This window comes from Deltaproteobacteria bacterium (assembly GCA_016874775.1).
Classification (GTDB): domain Bacteria; phylum Desulfobacterota; class Binatia; order Bin18; family Bin18; genus VGTJ01.
In genome coordinates this window covers 1-23,346 of the sequence record VGTJ01000002.1, presented here as the reverse complement: position 1 = coordinate 23,346, position 23,346 = coordinate 1, and the positions used below count along the sequence as shown (strand labels likewise).

Below are 23,346 nucleotides of genomic sequence, written 5' to 3'. Positions count from 1 at the left end.
CGAGGAGCTGCACGCGTGATGAACTCGGTACGGGTGGGAAGTTCGACGCCACGTTAACATCTCATGCCGCTTTTCTCTCGCCGCCCCTGGACTTCGGACTCTGGACTTCGGACGTTTACTGTCGCTTGTTTCTTCCTATTCGCCATTGTTACCAGCTGTGCCCCACGTCAACCGCTTCCCTCGACCCCACCTGTTACGTCAGGGGAAACTCCTACAGGTTCAGGGATACCAACGGCAGCGCAGCTCCTTGCCCCGTTACGCTTGCGCCAACAACAATTGACAAGCCTGCGAGGCTTAACCCGAGTGACCTACAAAGATCGTGAGGAAAAGGGGACGGCACGACAAGCCGTTGCCGTTGTTGCTCCCGATCGCACTCGTGTGGAACTCTTTTCTCCGATCGGAATTGCCGCTTTGGTGACAACGAACGGCCAGCGACTGTCTGCCTATTTCCCCAAAGAAAAGACGATCTATCGTGGAGCTGCGAGTGCAGAAAACGCTGCGCGTTTCCTCCGGATTATGCTCTCTGCCAGTGATATTGCGAGTTTGTTGTTCGGCCTACCACTCTCGACACCTCAAGAAGAGAACAGCAACGTCCGCTTTGATGCCGATCGGGACTGGTATGTTCTTTCAGTGCCTGACGAGGGGGGAAACAGTCAAACCTTAACGTTCGATGCAAAGAAACGTCACTTGTTGCGTTGGGAAACTCTCAACAGCGACGGAACGGTGTCTGCTCGGATGTCCTTAGCCGATTACCGCATCGTGCAAGGACACGAGTTCCCTTTTGAGATTGTGTTGACTGATTTCCAAGGTGGACAAGAGGTTGGTATCTACTACGAACGCGTCGATATGAATCCGGTACTTGCGGATACTTTATTTTCGCTTGCTTCAATTACCGGGGTGCAGGAAGTGGATCTAGATGTAACAGGACGAGAGCCGTAAAGAGCAAGATCGCTACTGAGAGGTACAAGGATAAGATCCTGGCTGTGTTACCCTTGGTTCATCGTCAAGTGTCTGACTGTTTTGCTCCGGGCATGAGCGAATTTTTCACTCCTCGTTACTTATTCTCCGCTGCTACCGGTTCACGTTTCCGCACTAGCGCAATCGCTCGTTGCGCAACCGAATACCGTTTGTCCTGCCAGTGTTGAAACCGCTGACCTTGATCACTGTATTGTCCTACTGTCACCCAGTCGGGATAGATACTGTCAGTGTTGACGTGATCGACTTTTTGCAATGGGAGAAGGATGATCGCCTCTGCGCCTTCCTCACACGCTTTGGCTTTGATAAGCGATTCCATCTTTTCGGCCATCTCTGCTGAGCCTGCGTATGAAATGATGTGCGCAAAAGATTCATGAGGCTCGGATGGCGGGCTGGTCAAAATGGTGAGTCGGCAGTTTTCTGGGCGTGGCTCTGGATAAATGGTGTTGGTCCGATTTGTGAGCGCAATAGGTGGATAGATTCTCCCTGCACAACTCAGTGCGAGTAACCCACAGAATAACGATAGCCAGACACAAACAGCTTTCATGATGGGCTCCCTCCTACAATAAAGATCAACTATGAACGCAACAAGGAGAAGGGCATTACAATAGTTCGTCAATTCCTCTCATGCAACTCTAGCATGAGACAAATTAGGTCTCCCCGCTGTCAAAAATTGAGACACCGCTGTCTATTTTTTTAGCCCCTTGGGAAAACATCGTCTCTGCGGCGAAAAAAACTCCAATTTCATTGAGCTTTTTCTCGAAACAAAACGAGGTCTTTTGGTATGTCATTTGCTGTGGTATAAATATAACAACGGTCGAGAAAGGAGTTTATATGATCGATCGGAGCAAAGCTGGGAGGCGGTGCCGGACAAACCAACTCGTTCGGACGGTGGAGGGAGACTTAGTCAGAACCGCGATGGGGACGATCCGTTATGAAATGGAGAACCTTGGGCGGACCCTTGTCATGGTAGATTGGGATCAGGGATTCACTGTCCCAGTCTTTCCGCATGAAATCGAGATACTGGCTGAGAACGAAGCCCACCCGTAATGGTGGGCTGAATAGTCAGTACGCGATCTCTACCTGACGCTCCATATTAGCACTCCGACTCCTTGTAGGAGGCGTCCCACACCGGACGCGACATGCGCGCCTGTGTTCCAAGCCACCGCGTCTTGGCGGGAAAGGTGGTTTTCTAAGCGCATCTTTTCCTGGGGAGTCAGTTGTTCATAGGAGCGACCGTAGTACGTGGACGCTTGTTGCCGGGCGACGTTCTGCGAGTTTGCCGCAGTGCAGCCTGTGGTGGAGAGTATTCCAAAGACGAGTACGGTCAGCAGGATTTTTTGCATACGTATCCCTTTCGTAGAAAGCTCTCTCATTTAACGTAATCTTCGCGTAAAAGTTCCTGCGAGTGAAGACGAGCATTAGTCTTTCAGCAGCGAACGAGCGATCACCCAGCGATGAACCTCGGTGGGCCCTTCAAAAATTCGCATCGGTCGTAGACGACGGTACATAAACTCCAACGGCAGATCCTTTGACATTCCCATCCCCCCATGCACCTGCATGGCACGATCGACAACCCTGGTCGCCATCTCGGTCGCAAAAATCTTCAACATCGACGCTTCTTGGCGCACGTCTTCTCCTTGATCGAATTTCCACGCTCCATGATGCGTCATCAATCGCGAGGCATAGATGTCAGTTGCTGAGTCGGCAATAAACCACTGCACCGCTTGTCGGTCAGCGAGACGTTGGCCAAAAGTCACTCGTTGTTTGGCATAGTCGATCATCATATCGAGCGCACGCTGGGCCATACCCACACACCAGGTGCCGATCTCTAACCGTCGTACGGTCAAGCGCAGTTGCATTGGTGCGAACCCCTGACCGATGGGACCAAGGATCTGAGATTCTGGCAGGGTCAAATCTTCAAAGACAATTTCCCAGGGAGCATGGCCACCGATTACCGGAATCTGGCGTTGGAGAATCAATCCCGGTGTGTCTTTGTCGACGAGAAACGCGGTGATCCCTCCTCGTGCACGTTTCTCCTTGTCGGTCACGGCCATGACGATAATAAAGTCTGCAACATGGGCGCGTGAGATCCAGATTTTACGACCATTGATGACCCACTGATCACCTTTTTTGACCGCAGTGGTTTGCATTCCTGCTGGGTCAGAGCCAGCTCCTGGTTCGGAGATGGCAATCGCCGAACGCTTCGTTCCCTGCGCATACGGAATGAGATAACGTTCGCGCTGCTCCGGCGTGCAGGTTTGCATCAACATGTGCAAGTTGGGGGCATCGGGCGGGAAGATGAATGGCGTTACGGTCTTATGTAACTCTTCGTTCGCCAGACATTTGGGCAATGCGCTCAAGTTCAGGCCGCCAAATTCCTCTGGCACGTCGAGTCCCCAGAGCCCGGCCTCTTGAGCTTTGACCAGCAGCTTCTCTTCAACATCCTGCGGCAGGATATCTTCTCCGGTATGCCCTTCGGTGTCACGTTGCAACACGAGAGGCTCAAGTGGCAAGAGTTCCTGTCGGACAAAGCGACGGACCGTGTCTTGTAACATGCGGTGTTCTTCGAGCAGTGAAAAATCCATAATAGGTTCCTTCGCAAGCGAAAATCGCCCGCACTTTACCAAGGTTGGGAACAGAAAAGAAAGGCCTACGGAACAACGCTGTCAATTAGAGATTTGAGGTGAACGTACACAGAGTGTCGTTCGCTCGGTCGCGGCGGACCACAAGCCTCGACCTTCCATAAGCCTGGATTCGGGGCATAGGTACTTTTGGGGGCATACAATGTCGCATCTTGAAAATTCTGGTGCGCAACAAGTGTGACGGTATTGTCGTCATTTTGATCGAGTGGCGTAAACGCCAGAATAATGCGCGTAATGTTGGACAATGGTTGTCCGAATTCATCGGTAATGTGTAACGAGTAAGCCGCAAGTGTTTGTGACTTTCGTTCAAAGGAGAACTTCACCTGTAGTCCTTTACATTCTTGGGAAAGAACGACAGGGGTATAAGCCTTGCCAAAGATGTCAAGAGATCGAGAGCTGGTGGTCGTTGAGGTGCAGCTCGATAACAGCGCACAGAGCGCGAAAAGCGTGGTCCAGTATCTCATAGTGGCTTCGACCATTGTGGGTTAGCGGTTGCGGACTGAGGAGGAACTGCAGACAGAGAATCTTTTGCCAAGGTTGTTTGCCAAATCGTGAGGTCGCGCAGGGCACGCTCAGCCAATGCCGCTTTTTTCTCGCGTCCACGCATGTGGCGTTCGAGTGGAGGAAACAGCCCATAGTTGGCATTCATCGGTTGAAAATCGCGGCGTTCATCACTGGAAATATAGGTGATCAGCGAACCGAGAGCGGTTGTCGGTGGCGCAGTACGTAGCGGGAGTCCTTGCACAAGTCGTCCAGCGTTCAGTCCTGCCAACAATCCGGCAGCCGCAGATTCCAGGTATCCTTCGACCCCGATCATCTGCCCGGCAAAGAACAGGTTGTGACGGTCCTTAAACTGTAAGGTTGGTAACAACAATCGTGGCGAATCGATAAACGTATTGCGATGAAGACTTCCTAGGCGAACAAACTCGGCTTTCTCTAGACCGGAAATCATACGAAACACTCGCCGTTGCTCTGGGTACGTCATCTTGGTTTGAAATCCGACGAGATTCCATAATGTTCCCGCGCGGTCATCCTGCCGTAGTTGCACGACTGCGTAGGGGCGGTTACCAGTCCGAGGATCGGTGAGCCCCACAGGCTTCATCGGCCCAAACGCAAGCGTATCCTTCCCTCGTCGAGCCATTTCCTCGATCGGTAAACACCCTTCGAAATAGATCGCTCGTTCAAAGTCTTTTTCCGCGACTTTTTCAGCGGCAAGCAGTTGATCGATAAAATGATAATATTCTTCGCGTGTGAGCGGGCAGTTAAAATAGTCGTCGCCGTGATCATAGCGTGACGCACGAAATGCCACAGCAGTGTTAATCGACTCAGTTGTAACTACGGGTGCAATAGCATCGTAGAAGTACAGATACTCACTGCCGAATAAATCTCGGAGTTGGGACGAGAGCGCAGGAGAAGTTAATGGGCCGCTCGCAACGATAGTGACCTCACTGGGCAGTGTGCGTACTTCTTCGCGACGAATCTCAATCTGTGGATGTTGGCTTAACGCCTCGGTGATATACTGCGAGAAGATCGTGCGATCGACTGCCAACGCGCTTCCTGCCGGGACCCGCGCGACATCTGCGGCCGCCATGACCAGCGAATCTAACCGGCGCATTTCCTCTTTCAACAGGCCAATCGCGGTATCGAGCGAGGCACTGCGCAGTGAATTAGAACACACCAATTCGGCAAAACTGTCGGTGTGATGCGCTTCAGTTGCCCGCACTGGGCGCATCTCATAGAGGCGTGCCGCAACACCGCGGCGAGCAAGTTGCCAAGCGGCCTCACTACCAGCTAAGCCAGCGCCAATGACAGTAACTGATTGCATAATCCGTAAAACGTAAATCGTAAAACGTAAAAAGAGGAGGGAGAGGTTACATTTTACGCATCACGTTTTTTCTCAGCTCTGTCCTTATCCTGCTTCCGCGATCGGTTCTACTACCTCTTGATAATCGCACTCTTCACGGAAACAGCGCCGAGTGGTACCTGTACGTTTGGTGGTTTTCTCGACGATGAAGGGCGCCTGGCATTGCGGACAGGGTTCAGAAATCGGACGATCCCAGAGTGCAAATGCGCATTTGGGGTAACGACTACAACTATAGAAGGTCTTGCCTCGTCGTGAACGTTTTTGCTGGATGTCGCCTTCATTGCAGTCCGGACAGGTCACTCCGAGAGAGATAGGTGCAGCCTGTCCAGTTTTCTTGATGTTCTTACATTCCGGATAGCCAGAGCAACCAAGGAATTTGCCGTAACGACTAAACCGCACTTGCATAGGTTTGCCGCATTTTTCGCACACTTCGTTGGTTGCTTCTTCTTCTTCCTTCGTTGGAGTGACGTTGCCCTGGTCGTCACGAGTGAAGTTGCTCGTCGATTTACACTCGGGATAATTGGAGCAGGCGAGGAATTCTCCATTGCGGCCCCAGCGAATCGCCATCTTGCCATCTTCACACTTTGGACAGGCGATATCGGTCATTTCCCCTGTCCCTTTGACGTCACGCATTTCTTTTTCGGCACGTTCGAGATCAGCCGAGAACGGCTGATAGAACCGTTCCATCGCCTTCTTCCAGTCCTCCTGGCCGTCTTCGATCTTGTCGAGGACTTCTTCCATGCCAGCGGTGAATTCAGCATTGAGGATGTCAGGGAAGGATTCGACCAGGAGGTCAGTGACGAGCATCCCGAGGTTTGTAGGGCGCAAGCGACGTTGTTCGTCTTCTTCGACATAATCCTTGTTGATAATCGTGCCCACGATTGAGGCATAGGTTGACGGTCGTCCAATGCCTTTTTCTTCCAATTCTTTGATCAGTGTCGCTTGAGTGAAGCGCGGCGGGGGCTGCGTAAAATGCTGATTCGGCGTCAGCTTCAATAATTGTAGACGGTCCCCTTCCTTCAGAGGGGGAAGCTGCTTTTCGTCGTCATCGTCGTCATCGGCAGCTTTGTCGTCTCTGCCTTCCATGTACACTCGCAGAAACCCATCAAAGCGCATGACTTGTCCGCTGGCTCGGAACGTACAAGCATTGGCTGCGATGTCGGCGCTAGTCTGCTCGAACAGGGCAGGGGGCATCTGGCTAGCCATGAAACGGTTCCAGATCAATGTATACAAATTGAGTTCTTCACGGCTGAGGTACGGTGCGACTTTTTCTGGCGTGTTTTCTAAAGACGTTGGCCGAATGGCTTCATGGGCCTCCTGGGCACTCTTAGAGGAACGATAGGTGTTTGGCTTCTCTGGAACGTACTGTTCACCATATGTCTCGTTGATGTAGCCTCGGGCGGCTGTCATCATTTCCGGCGCAATCCGTGGTGAATCGGTCCGCATGTAGGTAATCAAACCGACTGAGCCTTGGTCTCCGAGTTCGACGCCCATATAGAGTCGTTGCGCGATTCCCATCGTGCGGCTGGGAGAATAGCCAAGTTTGCGTGATGCCTCCTGTTGCAATCGGGAGGTGATAAACGGAGGTGCAGGGTTGCGTCGCCGGTCGCGCTTTTCGACCTTGTTGACAATCCAGTCGGCTTTATCGAGATGTTCGAGAATCTCTTTGGCCTCAGCCTCATTGCCAATACGGAAGGTTTTATTATCAACGCGTTTATCGGCAACTTTTGCGAGTCGTGCTTCAAATGGCGGTGGGTCCTTCCCTTCGAGGTTAGCGATAATCGACCAGTATTCTTCTGGTACGAAGGCTTGAATCTCGCGCTCTCGTTCTGTGATGATGCGGACAGCGACTGACTGAACGCGCCCAGCGGAAAGCCCGCGTCGCACTTTCTTCCACAATAACGGACTGATTTGGTATCCAACGAGGCGGTCCAAAATGCGACGAGTCGCCTGAGCTTCGTAACGGTCACGATTGAGATCGGTTGGGTTCTGAATGGCTTCCTGAACGGCTTTTTTGGTGATTTCGTTCAGCAGCACTCGGTGAATCTTTTTACCTTTTTTGTCGAGCTTCTCAGCGATATGCCAGGCGATTGCTTCACCTTCACGATCAGGATCCGAGGCAAGGTATATGTGTTCTTTGTCTTTTGCTGCCTTTTTCAGGTCGTCGATGATTTTCGACTTGCCCTTGATGACTTGATATTCGGCAGCAAATCCTTTTTCGACATCGACGCCAAGCTTACTCTTGGGTAAGTCAACGACGTGCCCGACTGACGCTTTCACTTGATAGTTCCGGCCCAAGTATTTCCCAAGGGTCTTGGCTTTGGCCGGAGATTCAACGATCACCAGATTCTTTGCCATCCCAACTACCTTTTCTGTTTTGTACTGAAGAGCGTACCGGCAAGCGCAAAATGCATTCCCGGTAGTTGCGTTACTCCACCCTTTAGCTCTAACGCGAGGAGAATCTCAAGCACGCGTGCGGCCCCCAAGCCACTTTTACTAATCAACACATCGACATGTAGTGAATCATCCCTCAACAAGTCTATCAATTGTTTTTCGTGCGGTTCAAGTTGTAGCGGCGGAGTCACCGGAGCCGCAGGAGTAGAAACAAGCGAGGGCGCAATTTCAGACAAAATATCTTCTACCCCTTCAACTAGCTTTGCTCCTTCCTTAATCAACCGGTGCGGTCCCCGGCTGCGATCTGACGTCACACTTCCCGGTACCGCAAATACTTCCCGATTTTGTTCCAATGCGCAACGTGCTGTGATCAGTGATCCGCTCTTTTCCGCTGCTTCAACTACGACCGTCCCCAACGTCAGCCCGCTAATTACCCGATTACGATAAGGAAAATTCATGGCATCAGGTTTACTACCCAGGGCAAACTCGGAGATCAGTGCTCCATTTTTTGTCACTTCCTGCGCGAGGCTTCGATGTTCACTGGGATAAATGACATCAACGCCCGAGCCCAATACCGCGAATGTTCTCCCGCCAACGGTGAGAGTTGCACGGTGTGCCTCGGCATCGATGCCACGAGCTAAGCCACTGACGACGGTTACACCCTTTTCTACCAAACCACGAGCCAAGTCACGGGCAACTGTTTTGCCATAAGTGCTTGCAGATCGTGATCCGACAATTGCAATCGCTAAACGATCGGTTGGGAGCAGTTCTCCAGCAATATAGGGGAACGGTGGAGGATCATGGAGATGGGTCAAGTTGATTGGATATGCATCATCGGCTCGGGTTACGAGCCGTATGTTGGTCCGCGAAAGTTTTTGCAGCTCGGTATCAACAGTTTTCCATTGGTCGAAGGTGGCAATAGCCTGGGCAACTGTCGAGTGAATGCCGGCATCGATCAGTGCGGAAGCCGGTGTCCGCAAAATTACTTCAGGTGATTGAAAACGTTCAAGAAGTTCGCGATATGTGACGTTCCCTACTCCACGGACCAACCGAAGAGCAAGCCAATATCGCCACTGTTGCAAGAGATCTCTCCCTGCGAGTCCTTCGCCCATCGTGCCTGTTGCCTTTTCTTCTGAGGAATAGTCCCGCCTCTATTTAAGCATGAAGTGGTGGGGTGTCTAGAAACGCTGGTGTCTTCGTTTTTCCCATCTATTGACTCTCGTACTCTTGTCCTGAAAGCTGTGGACCTGACCTTAAAACGATTGAGAGTTTGTATAATGCCAACCATTACCCAGTTATTAGAGGAGAAAACCTCGGCGGCACTGGCAGTTGCCAGTGGCATGTCCGCTCCAGCCTTAGTTCAACCCACAGCCAATGCCCAGTTTGGCGACTACCAAGCCAACGGAGTGATGGCCGTTGCTAAAGCGCGCAAGGTCAATCCGCGCGAATTGGCCCAGAAAGTCATTGCTGCATTTCATCCGACTGAATTACCAGCCACCTGCGAAATTGCTGGCCCTGGGTTCATCAACTTTCGTCTTGATCCGCACTGGCTTGAGCGTACGGTGTTCGCCACAGCTTTAGATGAACGCCTTGGGATCGAACGAGCAGCTCACTCAGAAACGATTGTCGTTGACTTCAGTGCTCCGAACACTGCCAAGCCGATGCATGTTGGTCATATTCGCTCGACCATCATTGGTGATGCACTGGCAAAAACGTTTGCGTTTCTTGGTCATCGGGTAGTAACTGATAATCATGTGGGCGATTGGGGAACTCAGTTTGGCATGTTGATCGTTGGTTATCGCACCGTGCTTGATCGTGCGGCCTATGAACGCGATCCGATCGCCGAACTCGAACGGGTGTACAAAACTATTCAGGCGAAAGCCAAGGCTGACCCAGCCGTTGCTCAGCAAGCACGTGAAGAATTGGCAAAGTTGCAAAAAGGCGATTCCGACAACCTGGCGTTGTGGAAAGAGTTCTCTACCGTCTCGCGTACCGTGTTCGAGCGAGTCTATGGACGGTTACATATTCGATTTGATCACTGGCTAGGGGAGAGCTTTTACAATCCACTTTTGCCAGAAGTGGTGCAAGACTTACAAGCCAAAGGCTTAGCCCAGCCCAGTGAGGGCGCGATGTGCATTTTCTATGCGGATGACCCGGAACTGAGCGGCACGCCTTTTCTCATCCAGAAACAAGACGGGGCCTTTCTCTATGCCACTACCGATCTAGCGACCATCAAATACCGCGCGGACAATTTTCACCCTGATCGCATTATCTATGTTGTCGATAGCCGCCAGCAACTCCATTTCCGCCAGCTCTTTGCTGCCGCCAAACGCTGGGGCTACTCGATGACCTTAGAACACGTCGGCTTCGGGACGATTTTGGGTGAAGACGGAAGGCCAATCAAAACCCGTGAAGGTGAACCAATCAAACTCGAAGCCTTACTTGATGAAGCAGAGGAGCGTGCTCGGGCCGTCGTGCGCGACAAAAACCCCAGCCTGTCGGAAGAAGAGCAAGCGCATATCGCCCGTGTGGTTGGTATCGGTGCAGTGAAGTACGCCGACCTCATGCAGAACCGCACGGCTGATTATCGCTTTAGTTGGGATAAGATGCTTGCCTTGGAAGGCAATACCGCACCGTATCTGCAATACGTCTACGCACGTATTCGCTCGATCTTCCGCAGAGGCGAGCTTGAACAATGGCAACCAGAACCGAACACGGAAGTCCGACTGACCGCACCAGAAGAACTCGACCTCGCCAAACAGATGATCCGCTTTGGCGATACACTCCTGGAAGTCGAGCGTACCTATAAGCCCAATATGCTCGCTGGTTTCCTGTTCGACTTGGCGACGAAGTTCAACTTGTTCTACCAAGCCCACCCAGTGCTCAAAGCTCCAGATGATGTCCGTCCTACCCGGCTGCTCCTCTGCGATCTCACGGCACGTTACATTAAGAAAGGACTAGAGTTGTTGGGGATTGAGACGGTGGAAACGATGTAAAAACGTGAAACGTGTTGCGTGATTCGTGTTGCGTCTTATCGTCCACGTAACACGCAATACGCAACATACGTGACGCACCACGAAAAAAGGAGGCCCTATGCGCCAAGTACAACGTACCGCTGGTCCTGTATCGATAGCCTATGAAAAGCACGGCAACGGCCCGCTAGTTGTGTTTCTGCACGGCATCGGTGGGAATCGTACCAATTGGTATGAACAGCTTGATCAATTTGGTGATCGCTTTTGTGCAGTGACGTGGGATGCACGTGGCTATGGCGCGAGTGATGATCCTCCGCAAACCTTGAAATTCAGCGATTATGCCGATGATCTCAATCGTCTACTGGATCACTTCAAAGCTGAACGCGCTCATCTGGTTGGCTTGTCGATGGGCGGGATGATTATCCAAGATTTCTATGATCGCTATTCACAACGGGTCGCGACGTTATCACTAGTTGATACCTCTGCGGGCTTTGGTGTTGCCTCAGAAGAAGCCAAACGCGACTTCCTTGCTCGTCGACTCGATCCACTAGAAAAGGGCATGACTCCCGCAGATATCGCTCCTGGTGTCGTACAAGTCTTGGCGGGGAAAAGCGCCTCTGAAGCTGCAAGAGCGAAGCTTATCGCCTCACTTTCTGCGTTACGAGCCGGTCCGTACAAACAAGCGCTACATGCGATTGTTACCACCGACTTCCGCTCGGTGTTGCCCAAGATCACCGTGCCGACCTTGGTTATTGTCGGCGATGAAGATGTCGTCACGCCACCACCAGCGTCAGATTTTCTGGTTGCCAATATTCGTGGCGCAGAGTTAGTCACAATCCCGCAAGCCGGACATCTCACCAACATCGAAAAACCCGAAGCGTTCAAATCTGCGCTACGTCCGTTCCTGGAACAGCATGCCCAGCGAGCATCGGTTGTGACAATATAGCCTCGATGGAGTGCAACGGGATCGAGAATCGGCGAATGGTTGTACTCTAAAGTTGTATTACCACGTCCGTTTGCGCGGCGGTTGCCAACTGCCGCCGCTTGGTCGGCTTGAACCAACCCGGTTATTGTTGCCGAAACGATTCCCGCTGCCAAAGTGGCTGTTTGCACCTCCACCGTTTTCATAACGATTGGAGCGCCAGGCGTTGTCGCGACTGTCATCGTCTTCCATTAAGAAGACCGGCTCGATGATTTTGCGCGACAGACCGTCGAGAAAACGTGACGGTTTACTCAACACCATGCCAGTTGCTTTGTCGAAGACATTGATGGGATAGGAAATAAACAGCTTCTCTTTCGCGCGCGTCACGGCTACATACATGAGACGCCTCTCTTCTTCGATTTCATCATCGTTTTTGTTGTACAACGACGGAAAGCGTCCTTCGGTCGCCCAGATAACAAACACTGAGTGCCACTCCAAACCTTTTGCCGAGTGGATAGTGGAAAGCGTGAGCAACCCTTCTTCTTCACGTTCGGTGGCGAGCACATCTCCCACGCTATTGTTGGGTGGTTCCAACGCCATGTCAGCCAGTAATTTCTCCAAACTCGTATACCGTTCAGTGATGGCGATAAAATGCTCAAGGTCTTTCTGTCGCTTGGGGGCATCATCGCGATGATTGCGTTTGAGAATCGGCTGGTAGTATCGCACTACCGCTTCCATTTGTTCGGCTGGTTTCGACTCTGGCGCGTTCACTTCCATAAGAAGATCCGACAGCCTCCGCAACTCGTCGCCAATCACTCCTTTACCAGGATAGGTCACCAACTGTTGGGCAGGGCTCTCCCCGGCGGTTACGTGTGCTAAGATTTTCTCTGCGCCTTTCGGCCCAATCCCTTCAAGTAAGAGAATCACGCGGTTCCACGATACTGCATCTTGTGGATTGGCAATAATACGTAGATGGGCGAGCACGTCTTTTACGTGCGTCGTTTCAATAAACTTGAACCCACCACGTTTGATGAATGGCAGATTACGTTTCGCTAACTCTAATTCGAGATCGAACGAATGAAAACTCGAGCGAAAGAGCACGGCCATTTCTGTCAGCGGTACGCCTTGTTCTCGCAATTCCAAAATTTTCTGCGCGATAAAGCGCGACTGATAGCGCTCGCTCTCAGCTTCAACCAGAACCGGCTTCACTCCTTTATCCCGTTTAGTGAAGAGATTCTTGGTGTATTGATCTTTCGCGCCAACAATAATTTGATTGGAGAGATCAAGAATCGGCTGGGTGCTGCGATAATTCTCTTCGAGTTTAACGATCTTGGCTCCAGGGAAGAGCTTGGGAAATTCGAGAATGTTGCGCACCGTCGCACCACGAAAGCTGTAAATCGACTGCGCATCGTCACCAACGGCCATGACATTGTCATGAGCGTGGGCAAGGGCACGAATAATATCCGCCTGCAGGCGATTAGTGTCCTGATATTCGTCGACCATGATGTACCGAAAACTGTGCGACAAGCGATCGGCGACTTCGGTGTGACTGTGCAGCAAATCATTTAACTTCGTCAGCAGGTCATCATAATCCAGCAAGCTACGCTCGTGTTTATACTGACGATACATCCGGTCAATTTGCTGCAACTCTTCGAGTTCAGAGAATAAGTGGGGATATTGATCATCCAGGGTCTCGGCCACACTACACATCTTGTTGGCCGAGAGGCTGACAATTTCCATAATCGTTTGCTTTTTGGGAAAGCGGCGCTCTTTTTTCTCTAGGCCAAGACGAGAACGGATGAGATTAATGACATCCTCGGAATCGCCACGATCTAAAATGGTAAAAGAATTGGCGAACCCGAGCAGCTGCGCGTAACGACGCAAGACGGTATTAGCAAACGAATGAAAGGTGCCACCAGTAACACGATCACACTGCGCACCCAGTAACGCTCCCGCGCGTTCCAACATTTCCTCGGCTGCACGACGAGTAAACGTCATCAGCAGGATTGATGAGGGATCAATTCCTTCCTCAACCATGCGGGCAACACGAAAGACAAGAGTGCGAGTTTTCCCACTCCCCGCGCCAGCGAGCACGAGCATCGGACCTTTATGGGTAATTGCCGCTTCGTATTGTGAGGGATTCAGTTCTGCCTGGTAGTCAATGAGAAACCGTCGAGGTTGGGTTAATTCAGTTTCGGACTCTAGCACATACTTTTGCGGACGCGTATCTTCGTTCACCACACCACTCCTGGAAACAGGATGGAGGAACAATAACGGAAAAGGGAAAATGGTAAAAGGGGAAAGAGAGGCATGAGGCTACAAGCTTCATGCTGTAGGGAAAAAAGACAAAGCAGAAAAACAAGAACTGTTGCCCCACTTTTCTTTGCATCTTTTCATGCAGTACAACATAAGGCTATGGACGAGGTGAAAGAGCGTATTGTCTTTTCGGAAGGTGGTCGCATTCCGGTCCATCTGATCTCGGGATTTCTTGGCAGTGGGAAAACCACTCTCCTGCAAAATCTGCTTGACTATTGCCTGGCGCATGGGCGTAAGCCTGCCATCATGATGAACGAATATGGCGAAGTGAACATCGATGGAGAACTCTTGCGTGGGCAGGGATACACAGTCCGTGAGATGACCAATGGTTGTATCTGTTGCACGATCGGAGGAACGCTAGGACTCGCCTTAGTCGATGTTGTTGCGTACAAACCTGATGTGATTTTCATCGAAGCGACCGGGCTGGCCGACCCCATTGAGCTTATTGATCAAGCGACGAAAGAAGAGGTCCTCCCGCTTGTGCGTGTTGCTTCACTGGTTGCGGTTTTAGATCCGGTGAATTTCGCCCATTTTGCTGAAGTCGTCCATTCCGGTATTCGCCAGCAAACGGAACTTGCCGATTTCGTGGTGGTAAACAAATGCGATCTCGCCTCACCGTCGATGTTGGATGATATTGCGGCGCAAGTACGAGCCATCAATCCGCGAGCAGTGCTCTTCTACACGGAACGCGGGCGCATCGCGTACGAGCAATTGTTAAGTCATGCTGGGGAAATTCCTCGTCCGAGTGAGCGAACTCCTTTAGTTGCCGTGCATGATCATTTTCATACTATGACGGTTCTCTGTGCGCAGCCTTTTGTGCGAGCACAGTTCGAGAAATGCGTACGTTCATTCCCGGCGACAGTGTGGCGTGCTAAGGGATTTGTCCGTTTTACTGATTCACCGGAACAGTGGATGTTCCAATTCGTGAACGGGGACTTTGATATTGAATGGATTGATCTTCTCCCTGAGCCTCCAGAACACCTGGTGGTCATTGGCAAGGGGTTTGACCGTGATGCGCTGCGTCATGCGCTACTGGCATGTACGTAAATTGGGCACTTAGCTTGCAGCAATCAGCCAAAAGATCGAGAACAAAAAGGCCTTAAAGAAACTGCGTGCTGGTTATTGGATGCTACTCACGGAGACCTGATTGCTAAATGCTTGTCGATTGGCGTGAGTAGGGTCTGGCTGACCGCTGAAAGCTGAGTGCTGAAAGCTCAGTGTCCATAGAACAGCAAGTACCCACAGGTCAAAAATATCCCCAGGTATTTCCTGTCCACCTCTCACGGTTTTCTCGTGGCACTTTTCTTATTTCTCTTTATTGTTTTGGAAAGAAGAATTTGCTAAGGTCGCTGGAGTAATAGGCAGTCGTGTGTGCGCGTTGTTCGGTTCGTGCCGTTCGTTTGGAGTGAGTCGGTTCGAGAGTTTAGGCCCCCTGAACCCGCTCATGGGTTGAGGGGGCCTTTTTTTTGCACCGATGGAGGTGAGTCATGGCAATGAAGTTGTTCGTGGGAAATTTGCCCTTTAGTACGACCCCCGCAGAGCTCGAGTCGCTTTTCGGTCAGGTCGGTGCGGTTTCGTCCGTGAACATTATCACAGATAAGTTTACTGGCCGCTCTCGGGGTTTTGGTTTTGTTGAAATGACCAATAATGACGAGGCACAGAACGCGATCGAACGCTTTAATGGGCACGAAATGCAGGGCCGTCCGTTAACGGTGAATGAGGCGAAACCTCAAGAGCCCCGCTCCGGTGGTGGTGGCCGTGGTGGTTTTGGTGGCGGCGGTGGTGGCGGTGGTGGCGGTGGTCGTGGTGGTCGTGGTGGCTTTGGTGGCGGCGGTGGCCGTGGTGGTGACCGCGGCGATCGTGAGCGTCGTTGGTAAATGATTCCCCAACAAGCCAGCATACATAACGGCCGATAGTATGGCAGACGATAAAAAGAACTGAGAACTGAACAAAGAACCCCTCACTGCATATGTTGTGGTGGGGGGTTTTGCTTTTATATTCCGCATTTGGAGGTTGCATTGGGCGTTAGACTTTTTGTCGGTAATCTTCCCCCCCAGCTTTGTTTCCCAGAGCTTGAAGATTTGTTCACTCCTTTTGGTACAATTGTTTCCGCTGATCTCATGACTGATCCGACCACTGGGCGTTCACGTGGGTTTGGGTTTGTCGAAATGGAGTCCGGCGATGCGGCCCGTGCAGCGATTTCTGCACTGCATGGGTCTTCTCTTGATGGACAAACGCTCACTGTGAACGAAGCCAATCCCGTGCGAGGAATGGGGGCTCCTCGGGAAGATACCCGCCGTCCCTTCTCACCGAGTTCTTCTTCCGGTGGTGGAAGTGACCGTCCTGCGTCTTCGGCAGTTCGTACGTCAGGTGTACGACTCTTCGTCGGCAATTTGCCCTACACGGCAACGAATGCAGAACTCGAAAAACTTTTCTCTGAATCCGGAAAAGTGACTTCTGTGAGCATCATGATGGATCGGGCAACTGGTCAGTCAAAAGGGTTTGCCTTCGTTGACATGGGATCGAAAGACGAGGCCTCCGCTGCGATTAAACGCTTTGATGGGCGTGAGGCACTGGGACGAATCTTGAAAGTGAACGAAGCGCGACCACCAGAGCGTCGCCCCGGTGGTTTTTCTGGTGGCGGGCGACGCTAGTCTGCTTCGTAGCCGTCTCGCTTATAACTGATAGAACACCAGCCCGGTGAGTAGCTTGGGGTAGAAGTAGGTCGATTTTTGCGACATCGTCTCCCCTTGCTCACACACCGCGACAACCTGCTCAAACGGTGTGGGATTGAGGAGAAACGCCGCTTGGGTTCGACGTTCAGCAACTCCACGTAGGGCCTCTTCTTCATCGATGGTGTACGAAAGGGCTTGTTTTTGCAGTTCTGCAGGCAGGCCAAAAAATCGTGTCAGGATCACTTCGTGCAAGACGGTGACATCAAGTGCACGCAGGGGAATCGACAACGGCATCCCGGCGGTAACGCGATCGTCAAACGACAATAACCAATAGTGACTTGCCCCGGCGACTACGCAGCCAATCCGCCGCTCTGGCCCTGGTGCACGAAGGGCAGCAAGGAAATCCCCGGCCTTATCGAGCGCATACCGGGCAATACGAAAGTCTCGCTTCAGGACTGCCTGGAGATTCTGCGGGCTTGGGATCGTGGTGTTTTTTAACAGTCGATGGGTTGGAAGAATCACCAGCCCTTCATCATAGGCATTGGTCAAAAAAGCCAACACGTAATCATACGGTTCATTGTCACTCGCTCGGCCCTGAGCTGCGCGTTCTTGACGATAGCGTAGCGCGGTTTCGTAACGATGATGCCCGTCGGCAATAATCAATGACTCTGGAGCGATGCCTTCTGCAACTGCAGCGATCAGTGCAGGGTTTGAAGTTCGCCATAGCGTATGAGTCACGTCATGCTCATCGGTAAATGATGCAAGCGGAGGGGCTGAAAGTGCATGGCCTGCAACCTGCGCTAACGACCAGTCGCGCTTGCCGTACACACAGAAGACTGAACTGAGGTGAGCCTGGCAGGCGGTAAGGAGCGCGAGCCGATCTTTCTTCGCACCCTCAAAGGTCCGTTCATGCGGTCGTACAACACCAGAAGAAAACTCTTCAAGTTTTAGCGCAGCGAATACACCGAGTCGTCGACGTTTCACCCCATCTTTGAGTGTAAATTCTTGCGCATAGAAGTAGAGTGACGGTTCTGTGTCTGGTACGAGCACGTGCTGTTGTTGCCACTCGCGAAACCGCTGGGCGGCTGATCCGTACCGATCCGGGTCCTGACTCAAATCGACGTGAATCGCATTATACGGGCTGCGCAGATGCAGCTCAGTTTGTTGCTCACGAGAAATCACATCATAGGGGGGAGAGGCAAGTTGGCTGAGATCTCCAGTAATGGCGGGATTATACCGTATCCCGCGAAACGGACGAATAAGTGCCATAGGTGTACTGTACGAAACCAGAAAGAATTGAGCAAGGAAAACTAGGAAAGGGGTTTGTCAGTGAGATGCTGCACGGCGCGTTGGCCAATGTCTCGGCGATAATGCATGTTGAGCCAGGTTATTTTTTGTACCCCTGCATAGGCGGTTGAGATTGCATTACGAATATCGTGGCCAGTGGCAGTTACGCCCAGGACTCTGCCGCCCTTGGTGACATACTGATGATTAGAAAAGGCAGTGCCCGCATGAAACACAACTCCATCGTTCCAGTGGTGCAATGACTCAAGCCCAGAAATGATTTGCCCGGTTTCATACTTTCCCGGATATCCCCCAGAGGCAAGAACAACACACACTGCCGGGCGCTCGTCCCAGAGCAGTGAAATATCCGCCAAGCGTTGCTCAATGACTGCGTCCATGACGTCTACGAGGTCACTCTTGAGGCGGAGCATCAGTGGCTGGCACTCGGGGTCACCGAAACGAACGTTAAACTCCAATACTTTCAGTGTGTCTTTATTGATCATGAGCCCGGCGTACAAAATCCCTTTGTAGGTAATCCCACGGCGTTGTAAACCTGTGACGATGGGATACATCACTTCCTGCATAACCCGTTCAGTGACTGCTGGGGTAACAATCGGTGCTGGCGAATAGGCACCCATGCCACCAGTATTCGGCCCTTGGTCGTCATCAAACACGCGCTTGTGATCTTGCGCTGATGATAAAGGCAGCACTGTCTGCCCGTCCGTAAAGGCCAAAAATGAGGCTTCTTCTCCTTCGAGAAATTCTTCCACGACCACACGGTCCCCCGCGTTACCAAAGATCCGACCGCACATAATCTCGTTGATTGCTTCGTGCGCTTCACGAGTAGTCGCGCAGATGATGACGCCTTTCCCTGCCGCGAGACCATCGGCTTTGACAACAATAGGGGCACCGACCTCATCAACATAACGTAGGGCTTCGTCTGGATCAGTAAAGCTGCCAAAGTATGCGGTGGGCACGTGTTCACGTCGCATCAGATCTTTAGCAAACGCTTTACTCACTTCGAGTTGAGCTGCTTGTTTATTTGGGCCAAATGCACGCAAGCCGTGCGCTTCGAATTCGTCGACCAAGCCTAAGCTCAATGGTACTTCTGGTCCAACAACAGTCAGGCCAATGTACTCTTGTGCGGCGAAGCGACGCAGTCCGTGAATATCCTCTGGTTGCAGAGGAACGAGTTCCGCTAGCTCACTGATGCCAGCGTTACCCGGTGCACAGTAAATTTTGCTGACGCGCGGACTCTGCCGGAGTTTCCACACCAGTGCGTGTTCACGACCGCCGCTGCCGATAACGAGGACTTTCATAATGAACTCATTCGTAAAACGTAAAGCGTAAAACGTAAAGGGAAGGGGTGGGTGGTTACGTTTTAATGTCTGAAATGCCTCATCCCAGTAACAATCATTGCCATGCCATTATCATCTGCAGCAGCGATTACTTCTTTGTCTCGTAAACTGCCACCGGGCTGAATTGCTGCAGTTGCACCTGCGCGTGCGCAGACTTCAAGTCCATCCGGAAAGGGGAAGAAGGCATCAGAGCCAATGACTGTTCCCTTGGGATCGAGTCCAAGGTCACGCGCACGCGAGACAGCAATTTTGGCAGAGTCCACTCGACTCATTTGTCCAGCGCCGACGCCGATGACTTGGCCATCCCGCGCGAGAACGATGGCATTTGATTTCACATGTTTGGTTACCCGCCAAGCAAAGTGCAACGCGCGATATTCCTCCGCGGTCGGCTTTCTTTTGGTGACAACTTGACAGTCTTCGACCCGCACGCGACCAAAATCGCGATCCTGTAGTAACATGCTACCGACCACTGACTTCACTTCAAACCGTTCCGGTTGCGGATTGGTGATAGTGGGAATTTCCATCAGGCGAATGTTGAGTAATCGTTTCGAGGAGGCAAGGAGTTCAAGCGCTTGTGGGGAATACTGCGGTGCCAGCAAAATCTCGATGAAGCCTTCTTTGTAGAGGTTAAGAACTTCCTGCGCGGTTTCTTCATCAACCTCGCGATTCAGACCAACAATACCACCGAAGATCGACACCGGATCGCACGCACGCGCTTTACGAAACGCATCAGCGAGAGAAGTGGTCGAGGTTGCGACACCACAGGGGTTGGTATGCTTAATTGCAACGGCGGCAATCTCATCGAATTCTTTGAGCAACTCGAAGGCAGCATTGGCATCGACGATGTTGTTAAACGAGAGTTCTTTGCCTTGCAGTTGCCGCGCGTTGGCGATGCAGGACTCGTTGATCTCACGTCGACGGTAGAAAGCTGCGGACTGATGCGGGTTCTCACCGTAGCGAAGGTCTTGCACCTTGGCATATTGCAGATGCAGAGTTTCACCAAAGGGCACGCGTTTACCTTCAGCATCAAGACTACCGAGATAATCTGCAATCGCACCATCGTAACGAGCAGTCATGCGAAACGCCTTTTTGGCTAATACCAGTTTCTGTTCTGCAGATAATCCCCCTTGTGTTTGCAACGTTTGTAAGATGCTCGGGTAATCCTCTGGATCGGTGATGATGCCAACGTCAGCGTGGTTTTTTGCTGCAGCGCGTAACAACGACGGGCCGCCGATGTCGATGTTCTCAATCGCATCAGCAAAAGAGCAGTCTGGTCGAGCAACGGTCTGTTCAAAGGGATAGAGGTTAACGACAACTAAGTCGATCGCTTTCAAGCCGTGCGTTTGCATCGTCTGCACATGGGCTGGGTCTTCGCGTCGATGCAGAATGCCAGCATGAATCTTTGGGTGTAGGGTTTTGACACGGCCATCAAGCATCTCTGGAAAGCCAGTGAAGTTCTCGACTGGAACGACTGGCACCCCAGCATCGCCGAGAGACTTTGCTGTTCCACCTGTAGAAAGAATCTCGATACCAAGTGCAGCCAAGCCTTTGGCGAACTCGACAACTCCACGCTTGTCGCTCACACTAATAAGTGCACGACGAACTGTAGCCATGCTGAACTCCTTGCAAAAGTTGAAGGGGAATATGCATCATGAAGAAATGATAGAGAAGGCGACATAACAAAAGGCTCTAGGGTTGTAAAGAGAAATTGAACAGATTATGGTGAAACGCCATGACGGTAACACTCAACGGTGAAGAGCGAACCTGCCGTGAAGGCAGCACAATTGCAGACTTGGTCGACGAACTTGGGTTAGGAAAGAAACGCATTGCCGTTGAAGTCAACCGTGACATTCTCCCCCGCGACGAGTATGTGACGTATCGAATTCAGCCTGGAGATCACATCGAAATCGTGCACTTTGTTGGTGGGGGATAAGTGCAAAGGGCAGAACTATGAAAGATCCGTTTGTCCTCGCTGGCAAAGAATATCACTCGCGGCTCATTGTTGGTACCGGGAAGTACAAAGATTTCGCCGAAAACAAACGTGCAGTCGAAGCGTCTGGCGCTGAGATTGTCACTGTCGCCGTGCGGCGCGTGAACATCACCGACCCGAATAAAGAAAATCTGCTCGATTACATTGATCCAAAGAAGTACACTATCTTGCCCAACACTGCAGGCTGCTACACCGCCGAGGACGCAGTGCGCACTTGTCGCCTGGCACGTGAGGCCGGCGTTGGCAACATGGTCAAACTCGAAGTGATCGGTGACCAACGCACCTTGTTCCCTGACATTCCAGGAACGCTCGAAGCCGCCAAGGTTCTCATCAAAGAGGGCTTCATCGTGCTTCCCTACGTGCTGGATGATCCGATCTCTTGCAAGAAACTGGAGGATATTGGGTGTGCCGCAGTAATGCCGTTGGCAGCGCCGATTGGTTCGGGTCTGGGCATTCGCAATCCATATAATCTACGTATCATCCTCGAACATAGTAAGATACCGGTGATTGTCGATGCTGGAGTCGGAACAGCATCTGATGCAGCTGTTGCATTAGAAATGGGCTGTGATGCCGTGCTAATGAACACCGCCATTGCCGAGGCTAAAGATCCAATCTTGATGGCAGAAGCGATGCGGCTTGGTGTTGAAGCGGGTCGCAAAGCCTATCTGGCCGGACGCATGCCGAAGAAGCTGTATGCGTCAGCGTCGAGCCCAATGGATGGGCGGATTGAATAAGACTAATGAAGTGCACCTCCGTTCGTCCTGAGCGTACCCTGAGCTTGTCGAAGGGGAGGTCGAAGGGCGAACGAGGAGAAAAGCACTATCCTCAGAATCCCCTTGATTGATTTTCAGCTCTACTTTGTCACCGACCGCAAACAGACCGCTGGACGACCACTTGTTGATGTCGTCCACGCAGCGCTTGATGGAGGGGTGCGCGCCGTACAACTCCGCGAGAAGGACGTAGAAGGCGGAGAACTGTATCGTCTTGCCTCTGCGTTGCGTGCACTCACTATCCGTTACTCTGCACGATTGTTAATCAATGACCGCATCGATGTTGCGATAGCTGTAGCTGCTGATGGCGTTCAACTTGGGCAGAGCTCCTTCCCTGTTGCTACTGCTCGTACATTGCTCGGCTCAGAAAAACTGATTGGAGTTTCCACTCATTCACCTGAAGAGATCGAAGCAGCGCGAGGCGCAGACTTCATAGTTTTCGGACCAGTGTACTTCACCCCATCCAAAGCCGCCTACGGCGATCCGCAAGGACTTGAGCGACTACGACAAGCCGTAAACCAGACCCCGGTACCAGTGATCGCTATTGGTGGAATCAAGAAAGAGCAGATACCAGACGTTATTGTCACCGGTGCGCACGGTATTGGCGTAATTACCGCGATCAGTGCTGCGACCGATCCAGCTCAAGCCACGCGAGACCTGCTAACTGCGCTGTCCGTCCGATTGACATAAACAACACACTCGTTTATCCCTTCCTCACAACCATTTGCCATCCTAGCTCAGTCGGTAGAGCAGCTGATTCGTAATCAGCAGGTCGTCGGTTCGAATCCGATGGGTGGCTTCCACTAAGCCCTTGAGCAATCAAGGGCTTTTTCATGTTCAGCCTGCCCTGCCGCCTGAGCCAGAGATACTGCGGGTCCGTATAGGGTCCGTCCGGGGTCGGTCGAAACAATGTTCGTAGAAGTTGTCTGATCTAACTTGTCTACCGCTTCTCTGTTTCCCCCTGGAACAAGATGTCCGTAGATATCTACGGTCACTTGTATGGAATGATGCCCCATCTGCTCCTTAACGTAGACTAACGATTCGCCTTGCTGGTGGAGTTTAACAGAAAACCAAACCCACATATCAGCAGTCTTTCAGCCCCGGTCGGAAGCCTTGAGACCCTCGCGCGATTCCGGGGAAGGATTTCGCGCAACCGCACATGCCCATGATTGTAAGTTCAG

General features: G+C 51.8%; 20 protein-coding genes, 1 tRNA gene and 2 pseudogenes. 12 read left to right on the top strand and 11 right to left on the bottom strand.

The annotated features are described in order from the left end of the window. Positions 1-63 precede the first annotated feature (63 nt). Entirely contained in the window at positions 64-939 is an 876-nt protein-coding gene (locus FJ147_00585) for a DUF4292 domain-containing protein (GenBank protein ID MBM4254373.1), read from the top strand. Positions 940-1,054: 115 nt separating this feature from the next. On the opposite strand, the gene FJ147_00580 is transcribed toward FJ147_00585, so the two are convergent. Continuing rightward, the gene (locus FJ147_00580) at positions 1,055-1,522 is read right to left on the bottom strand and encodes a hypothetical protein (GenBank protein ID MBM4254372.1); all 468 of its coding nucleotides are present in this window, start codon (positions 1,520-1,522) and stop codon (positions 1,055-1,057) included. A 287-nt stretch (positions 1,523-1,809) separates the two neighbouring features. On the opposite strand from FJ147_00580, the gene FJ147_00575 reads away from it, so the two are divergent. After that, positions 1,810-2,025, top strand: coding sequence for a hypothetical protein (locus FJ147_00575; protein MBM4254371.1), 216 nt, complete (start codon positions 1,810-1,812; stop codon positions 2,023-2,025). A gap of 371 nt (positions 2,026-2,396) precedes the next feature. On the opposite strand, the gene FJ147_00570 is transcribed toward FJ147_00575, so the two are convergent. From FJ147_00570 to dprA, 5 genes are all read right to left on the bottom strand, one after another. Further along, positions 2,397-3,563: an acyl-CoA dehydrogenase gene (locus FJ147_00570; protein MBM4254370.1), complete on the bottom strand. Its 1,167-nt coding sequence runs from the start codon at positions 3,561-3,563 to the stop codon at positions 2,397-2,399. Positions 3,564-3,628: 65 nt separating this feature from the next. Continuing rightward, positions 3,629-3,943 (bottom strand): hypothetical protein, encoded by a 315-nt coding sequence (locus tag FJ147_00565; protein ID MBM4254369.1) that lies wholly within the window; start codon positions 3,941-3,943, stop codon positions 3,629-3,631. A 137-nt stretch (positions 3,944-4,080) separates the two neighbouring features. Continuing rightward, on the bottom strand, positions 4,081-5,445 hold the full coding sequence (gene trmFO, locus FJ147_00560; protein MBM4254368.1) for an FADH(2)-oxidizing methylenetetrahydrofolate--tRNA-(uracil(54)-C(5))-methyltransferase TrmFO: 1,365 nt from the start codon (positions 5,443-5,445) through the stop codon (positions 4,081-4,083). Between the two features lie 84 nt (positions 5,446-5,529). Next, entirely contained in the window at positions 5,530-7,842 is a 2,313-nt protein-coding gene (gene topA / locus FJ147_00555) for a type I DNA topoisomerase (protein ID MBM4254367.1), read from the bottom strand. A 5-nt stretch (positions 7,843-7,847) separates the two neighbouring features. After that, on the bottom strand, positions 7,848-8,990 hold the full coding sequence (gene dprA, locus FJ147_00550; GenBank protein ID MBM4254366.1) for a DNA-protecting protein DprA: 1,143 nt from the start codon (positions 8,988-8,990) through the stop codon (positions 7,848-7,850). Between the two features lie 165 nt (positions 8,991-9,155). Between dprA and argS the strand changes: the two genes are divergently transcribed. Both argS and FJ147_00540 read left to right on the top strand, forming a co-directional pair. Beyond that, positions 9,156-10,874 carry an arginine--tRNA ligase gene (gene argS / locus FJ147_00545; GenBank protein ID MBM4254365.1) on the top strand — a complete coding sequence of 573 codons (1,719 nt, stop codon included), beginning with the start codon at positions 9,156-9,158 and terminating at the stop codon, positions 10,872-10,874. Positions 10,875-10,971: 97 nt separating this feature from the next. Continuing rightward, on the top strand, positions 10,972-11,796 hold the full coding sequence (locus tag FJ147_00540; protein ID MBM4254364.1) for an alpha/beta fold hydrolase: 825 nt from the start codon (positions 10,972-10,974) through the stop codon (positions 11,794-11,796). Between the two features lie 57 nt (positions 11,797-11,853). Here the strand turns inward: FJ147_00540 and FJ147_00535 are convergent, their stop codons facing one another. Beyond that, complete coding sequence (locus FJ147_00535; GenBank protein ID MBM4254363.1) at positions 11,854-14,010, bottom strand: ATP-dependent helicase; 2,157 nt, start codon at positions 14,008-14,010, stop codon at positions 11,854-11,856. A gap of 72 nt (positions 14,011-14,082) precedes the next feature. On the opposite strand from FJ147_00535, the gene FJ147_00530 reads away from it, so the two are divergent. From FJ147_00530 to FJ147_00515, 4 genes and pseudogenes are all read left to right on the top strand, one after another. Beyond that, positions 14,083-15,135, top strand: coding sequence for a GTP-binding protein (locus FJ147_00530; GenBank protein ID MBM4254362.1), 1,053 nt, complete (start codon positions 14,083-14,085; stop codon positions 15,133-15,135). A 440-nt stretch (positions 15,136-15,575) separates the two neighbouring features. Then, a complete protein-coding gene (locus tag FJ147_00525; protein MBM4254361.1) occupies positions 15,576-15,965 on the top strand; it encodes an RNA-binding protein in 390 nt (129 codons plus the stop codon). 141 nt (positions 15,966-16,106) lie between these two features. Then, a pseudogene (locus FJ147_00520) lies at positions 16,107-16,349 on the top strand (RNA-binding protein). 9 nt (positions 16,350-16,358) lie between these two features. Continuing rightward, positions 16,359-16,742, top strand: coding sequence for an RNA-binding protein (locus FJ147_00515; protein MBM4254360.1), 384 nt, complete (start codon positions 16,359-16,361; stop codon positions 16,740-16,742). A 21-nt stretch (positions 16,743-16,763) separates the two neighbouring features. Here FJ147_00515 and FJ147_00510 read toward each other — a convergent pair whose 3' ends face one another. From FJ147_00510 to purH, 3 genes are all read right to left on the bottom strand, one after another. After that, entirely contained in the window at positions 16,764-18,032 is a 1,269-nt protein-coding gene (locus FJ147_00510) for a DUF1015 domain-containing protein (GenBank protein ID MBM4254359.1), read from the bottom strand. 41 nt (positions 18,033-18,073) lie between these two features. Continuing rightward, positions 18,074-19,366, bottom strand: a complete 1,293-nt coding sequence (gene purD, locus FJ147_00505) for a phosphoribosylamine--glycine ligase (GenBank protein ID MBM4254358.1) — start codon at positions 19,364-19,366, stop codon at positions 18,074-18,076. Positions 19,367-19,428: 62 nt separating this feature from the next. After that, a complete protein-coding gene (gene purH, locus FJ147_00500; protein MBM4254357.1) occupies positions 19,429-21,018 on the bottom strand; it encodes a bifunctional phosphoribosylaminoimidazolecarboxamide formyltransferase/IMP cyclohydrolase in 1,590 nt (529 codons plus the stop codon). 119 nt (positions 21,019-21,137) lie between these two features. On the opposite strand from purH, the gene thiS reads away from it, so the two are divergent. From thiS to FJ147_00480, 4 genes are all read left to right on the top strand, one after another. Beyond that, positions 21,138-21,338 (top strand): sulfur carrier protein ThiS, encoded by a 201-nt coding sequence (gene thiS, locus FJ147_00495; protein MBM4254356.1) that lies wholly within the window; start codon positions 21,138-21,140, stop codon positions 21,336-21,338. A gap of 17 nt (positions 21,339-21,355) precedes the next feature. Then, a complete protein-coding gene (locus FJ147_00490) occupies positions 21,356-22,129 on the top strand; it encodes a thiazole synthase (protein MBM4254355.1) in 774 nt (257 codons plus the stop codon). A gap of 96 nt (positions 22,130-22,225) precedes the next feature. Continuing rightward, entirely contained in the window at positions 22,226-22,855 is a 630-nt protein-coding gene (thiE, locus tag FJ147_00485; GenBank protein ID MBM4254354.1) for a thiamine phosphate synthase, read from the top strand. A gap of 36 nt (positions 22,856-22,891) precedes the next feature. Beyond that, positions 22,892-22,964: transfer RNA gene (locus tag FJ147_00480), tRNA-Thr, on the top strand. 130 nt (positions 22,965-23,094) lie between these two features. Here FJ147_00480 and FJ147_00475 read toward each other — a convergent pair. Next, a pseudogene (locus tag FJ147_00475) lies at positions 23,095-23,247 on the bottom strand (integrase). Positions 23,248-23,346: the final 99 nt, after the last annotated feature.

What these genes read in the sequence shown, in the direction of transcription:
- FJ147_00585 (MBM4254373.1), top strand. Translation starts at nt 64, where the DNA reads ATGCCGCTTTTCTCTCGCCGCCCCTGGACTTCGGACTCTGGACTTCGG.
- FJ147_00580 (MBM4254372.1), bottom strand. Translation starts at nt 1,522, where the DNA reads ATGAAAGCTGTTTGTGTCTGGCTATCGTTATTCTGTGGGTTACTCGCA.
- FJ147_00575 (MBM4254371.1), top strand. Translation starts at nt 1,810, where the DNA reads ATGATCGATCGGAGCAAAGCTGGGAGGCGGTGCCGGACAAACCAACTC.
- FJ147_00570 (MBM4254370.1), bottom strand. Translation starts at nt 3,563, where the DNA reads ATGGATTTTTCACTGCTCGAAGAACACCGCATGTTACAAGACACGGTC.
- trmFO (MBM4254368.1), bottom strand. Translation starts at nt 5,445, where the DNA reads ATGCAATCAGTTACTGTCATTGGCGCTGGCTTAGCTGGTAGTGAGGCC.
- topA (MBM4254367.1), bottom strand. Translation starts at nt 7,842, where the DNA reads ATGGCAAAGAATCTGGTGATCGTTGAATCTCCGGCCAAAGCCAAGACC.
- dprA (MBM4254366.1), bottom strand. Translation starts at nt 8,990, where the DNA reads ATGGGCGAAGGACTCGCAGGGAGAGATCTCTTGCAACAGTGGCGATAT.
- argS (MBM4254365.1), top strand. Translation starts at nt 9,156, where the DNA reads ATGCCAACCATTACCCAGTTATTAGAGGAGAAAACCTCGGCGGCACTG.
- FJ147_00540 (MBM4254364.1), top strand. Translation starts at nt 10,972, where the DNA reads ATGCGCCAAGTACAACGTACCGCTGGTCCTGTATCGATAGCCTATGAA.
- FJ147_00530 (MBM4254362.1), top strand. Translation starts at nt 14,083, where the DNA reads ATGAGGCTACAAGCTTCATGCTGTAGGGAAAAAAGACAAAGCAGAAAA.
- FJ147_00525 (MBM4254361.1), top strand. Translation starts at nt 15,576, where the DNA reads ATGGCAATGAAGTTGTTCGTGGGAAATTTGCCCTTTAGTACGACCCCC.
- FJ147_00515 (MBM4254360.1), top strand. Translation starts at nt 16,359, where the DNA reads ATGGGGGCTCCTCGGGAAGATACCCGCCGTCCCTTCTCACCGAGTTCT.
- FJ147_00510 (MBM4254359.1), bottom strand. Translation starts at nt 18,032, where the DNA reads ATGGCACTTATTCGTCCGTTTCGCGGGATACGGTATAATCCCGCCATT.
- purD (MBM4254358.1), bottom strand. Translation starts at nt 19,366, where the DNA reads ATGAAAGTCCTCGTTATCGGCAGCGGCGGTCGTGAACACGCACTGGTG.
- purH (MBM4254357.1), bottom strand. Translation starts at nt 21,018, where the DNA reads ATGGCTACAGTTCGTCGTGCACTTATTAGTGTGAGCGACAAGCGTGGA.
- thiS (MBM4254356.1), top strand. Translation starts at nt 21,138, where the DNA reads ATGACGGTAACACTCAACGGTGAAGAGCGAACCTGCCGTGAAGGCAGC.
- FJ147_00490 (MBM4254355.1), top strand. Translation starts at nt 21,356, where the DNA reads ATGAAAGATCCGTTTGTCCTCGCTGGCAAAGAATATCACTCGCGGCTC.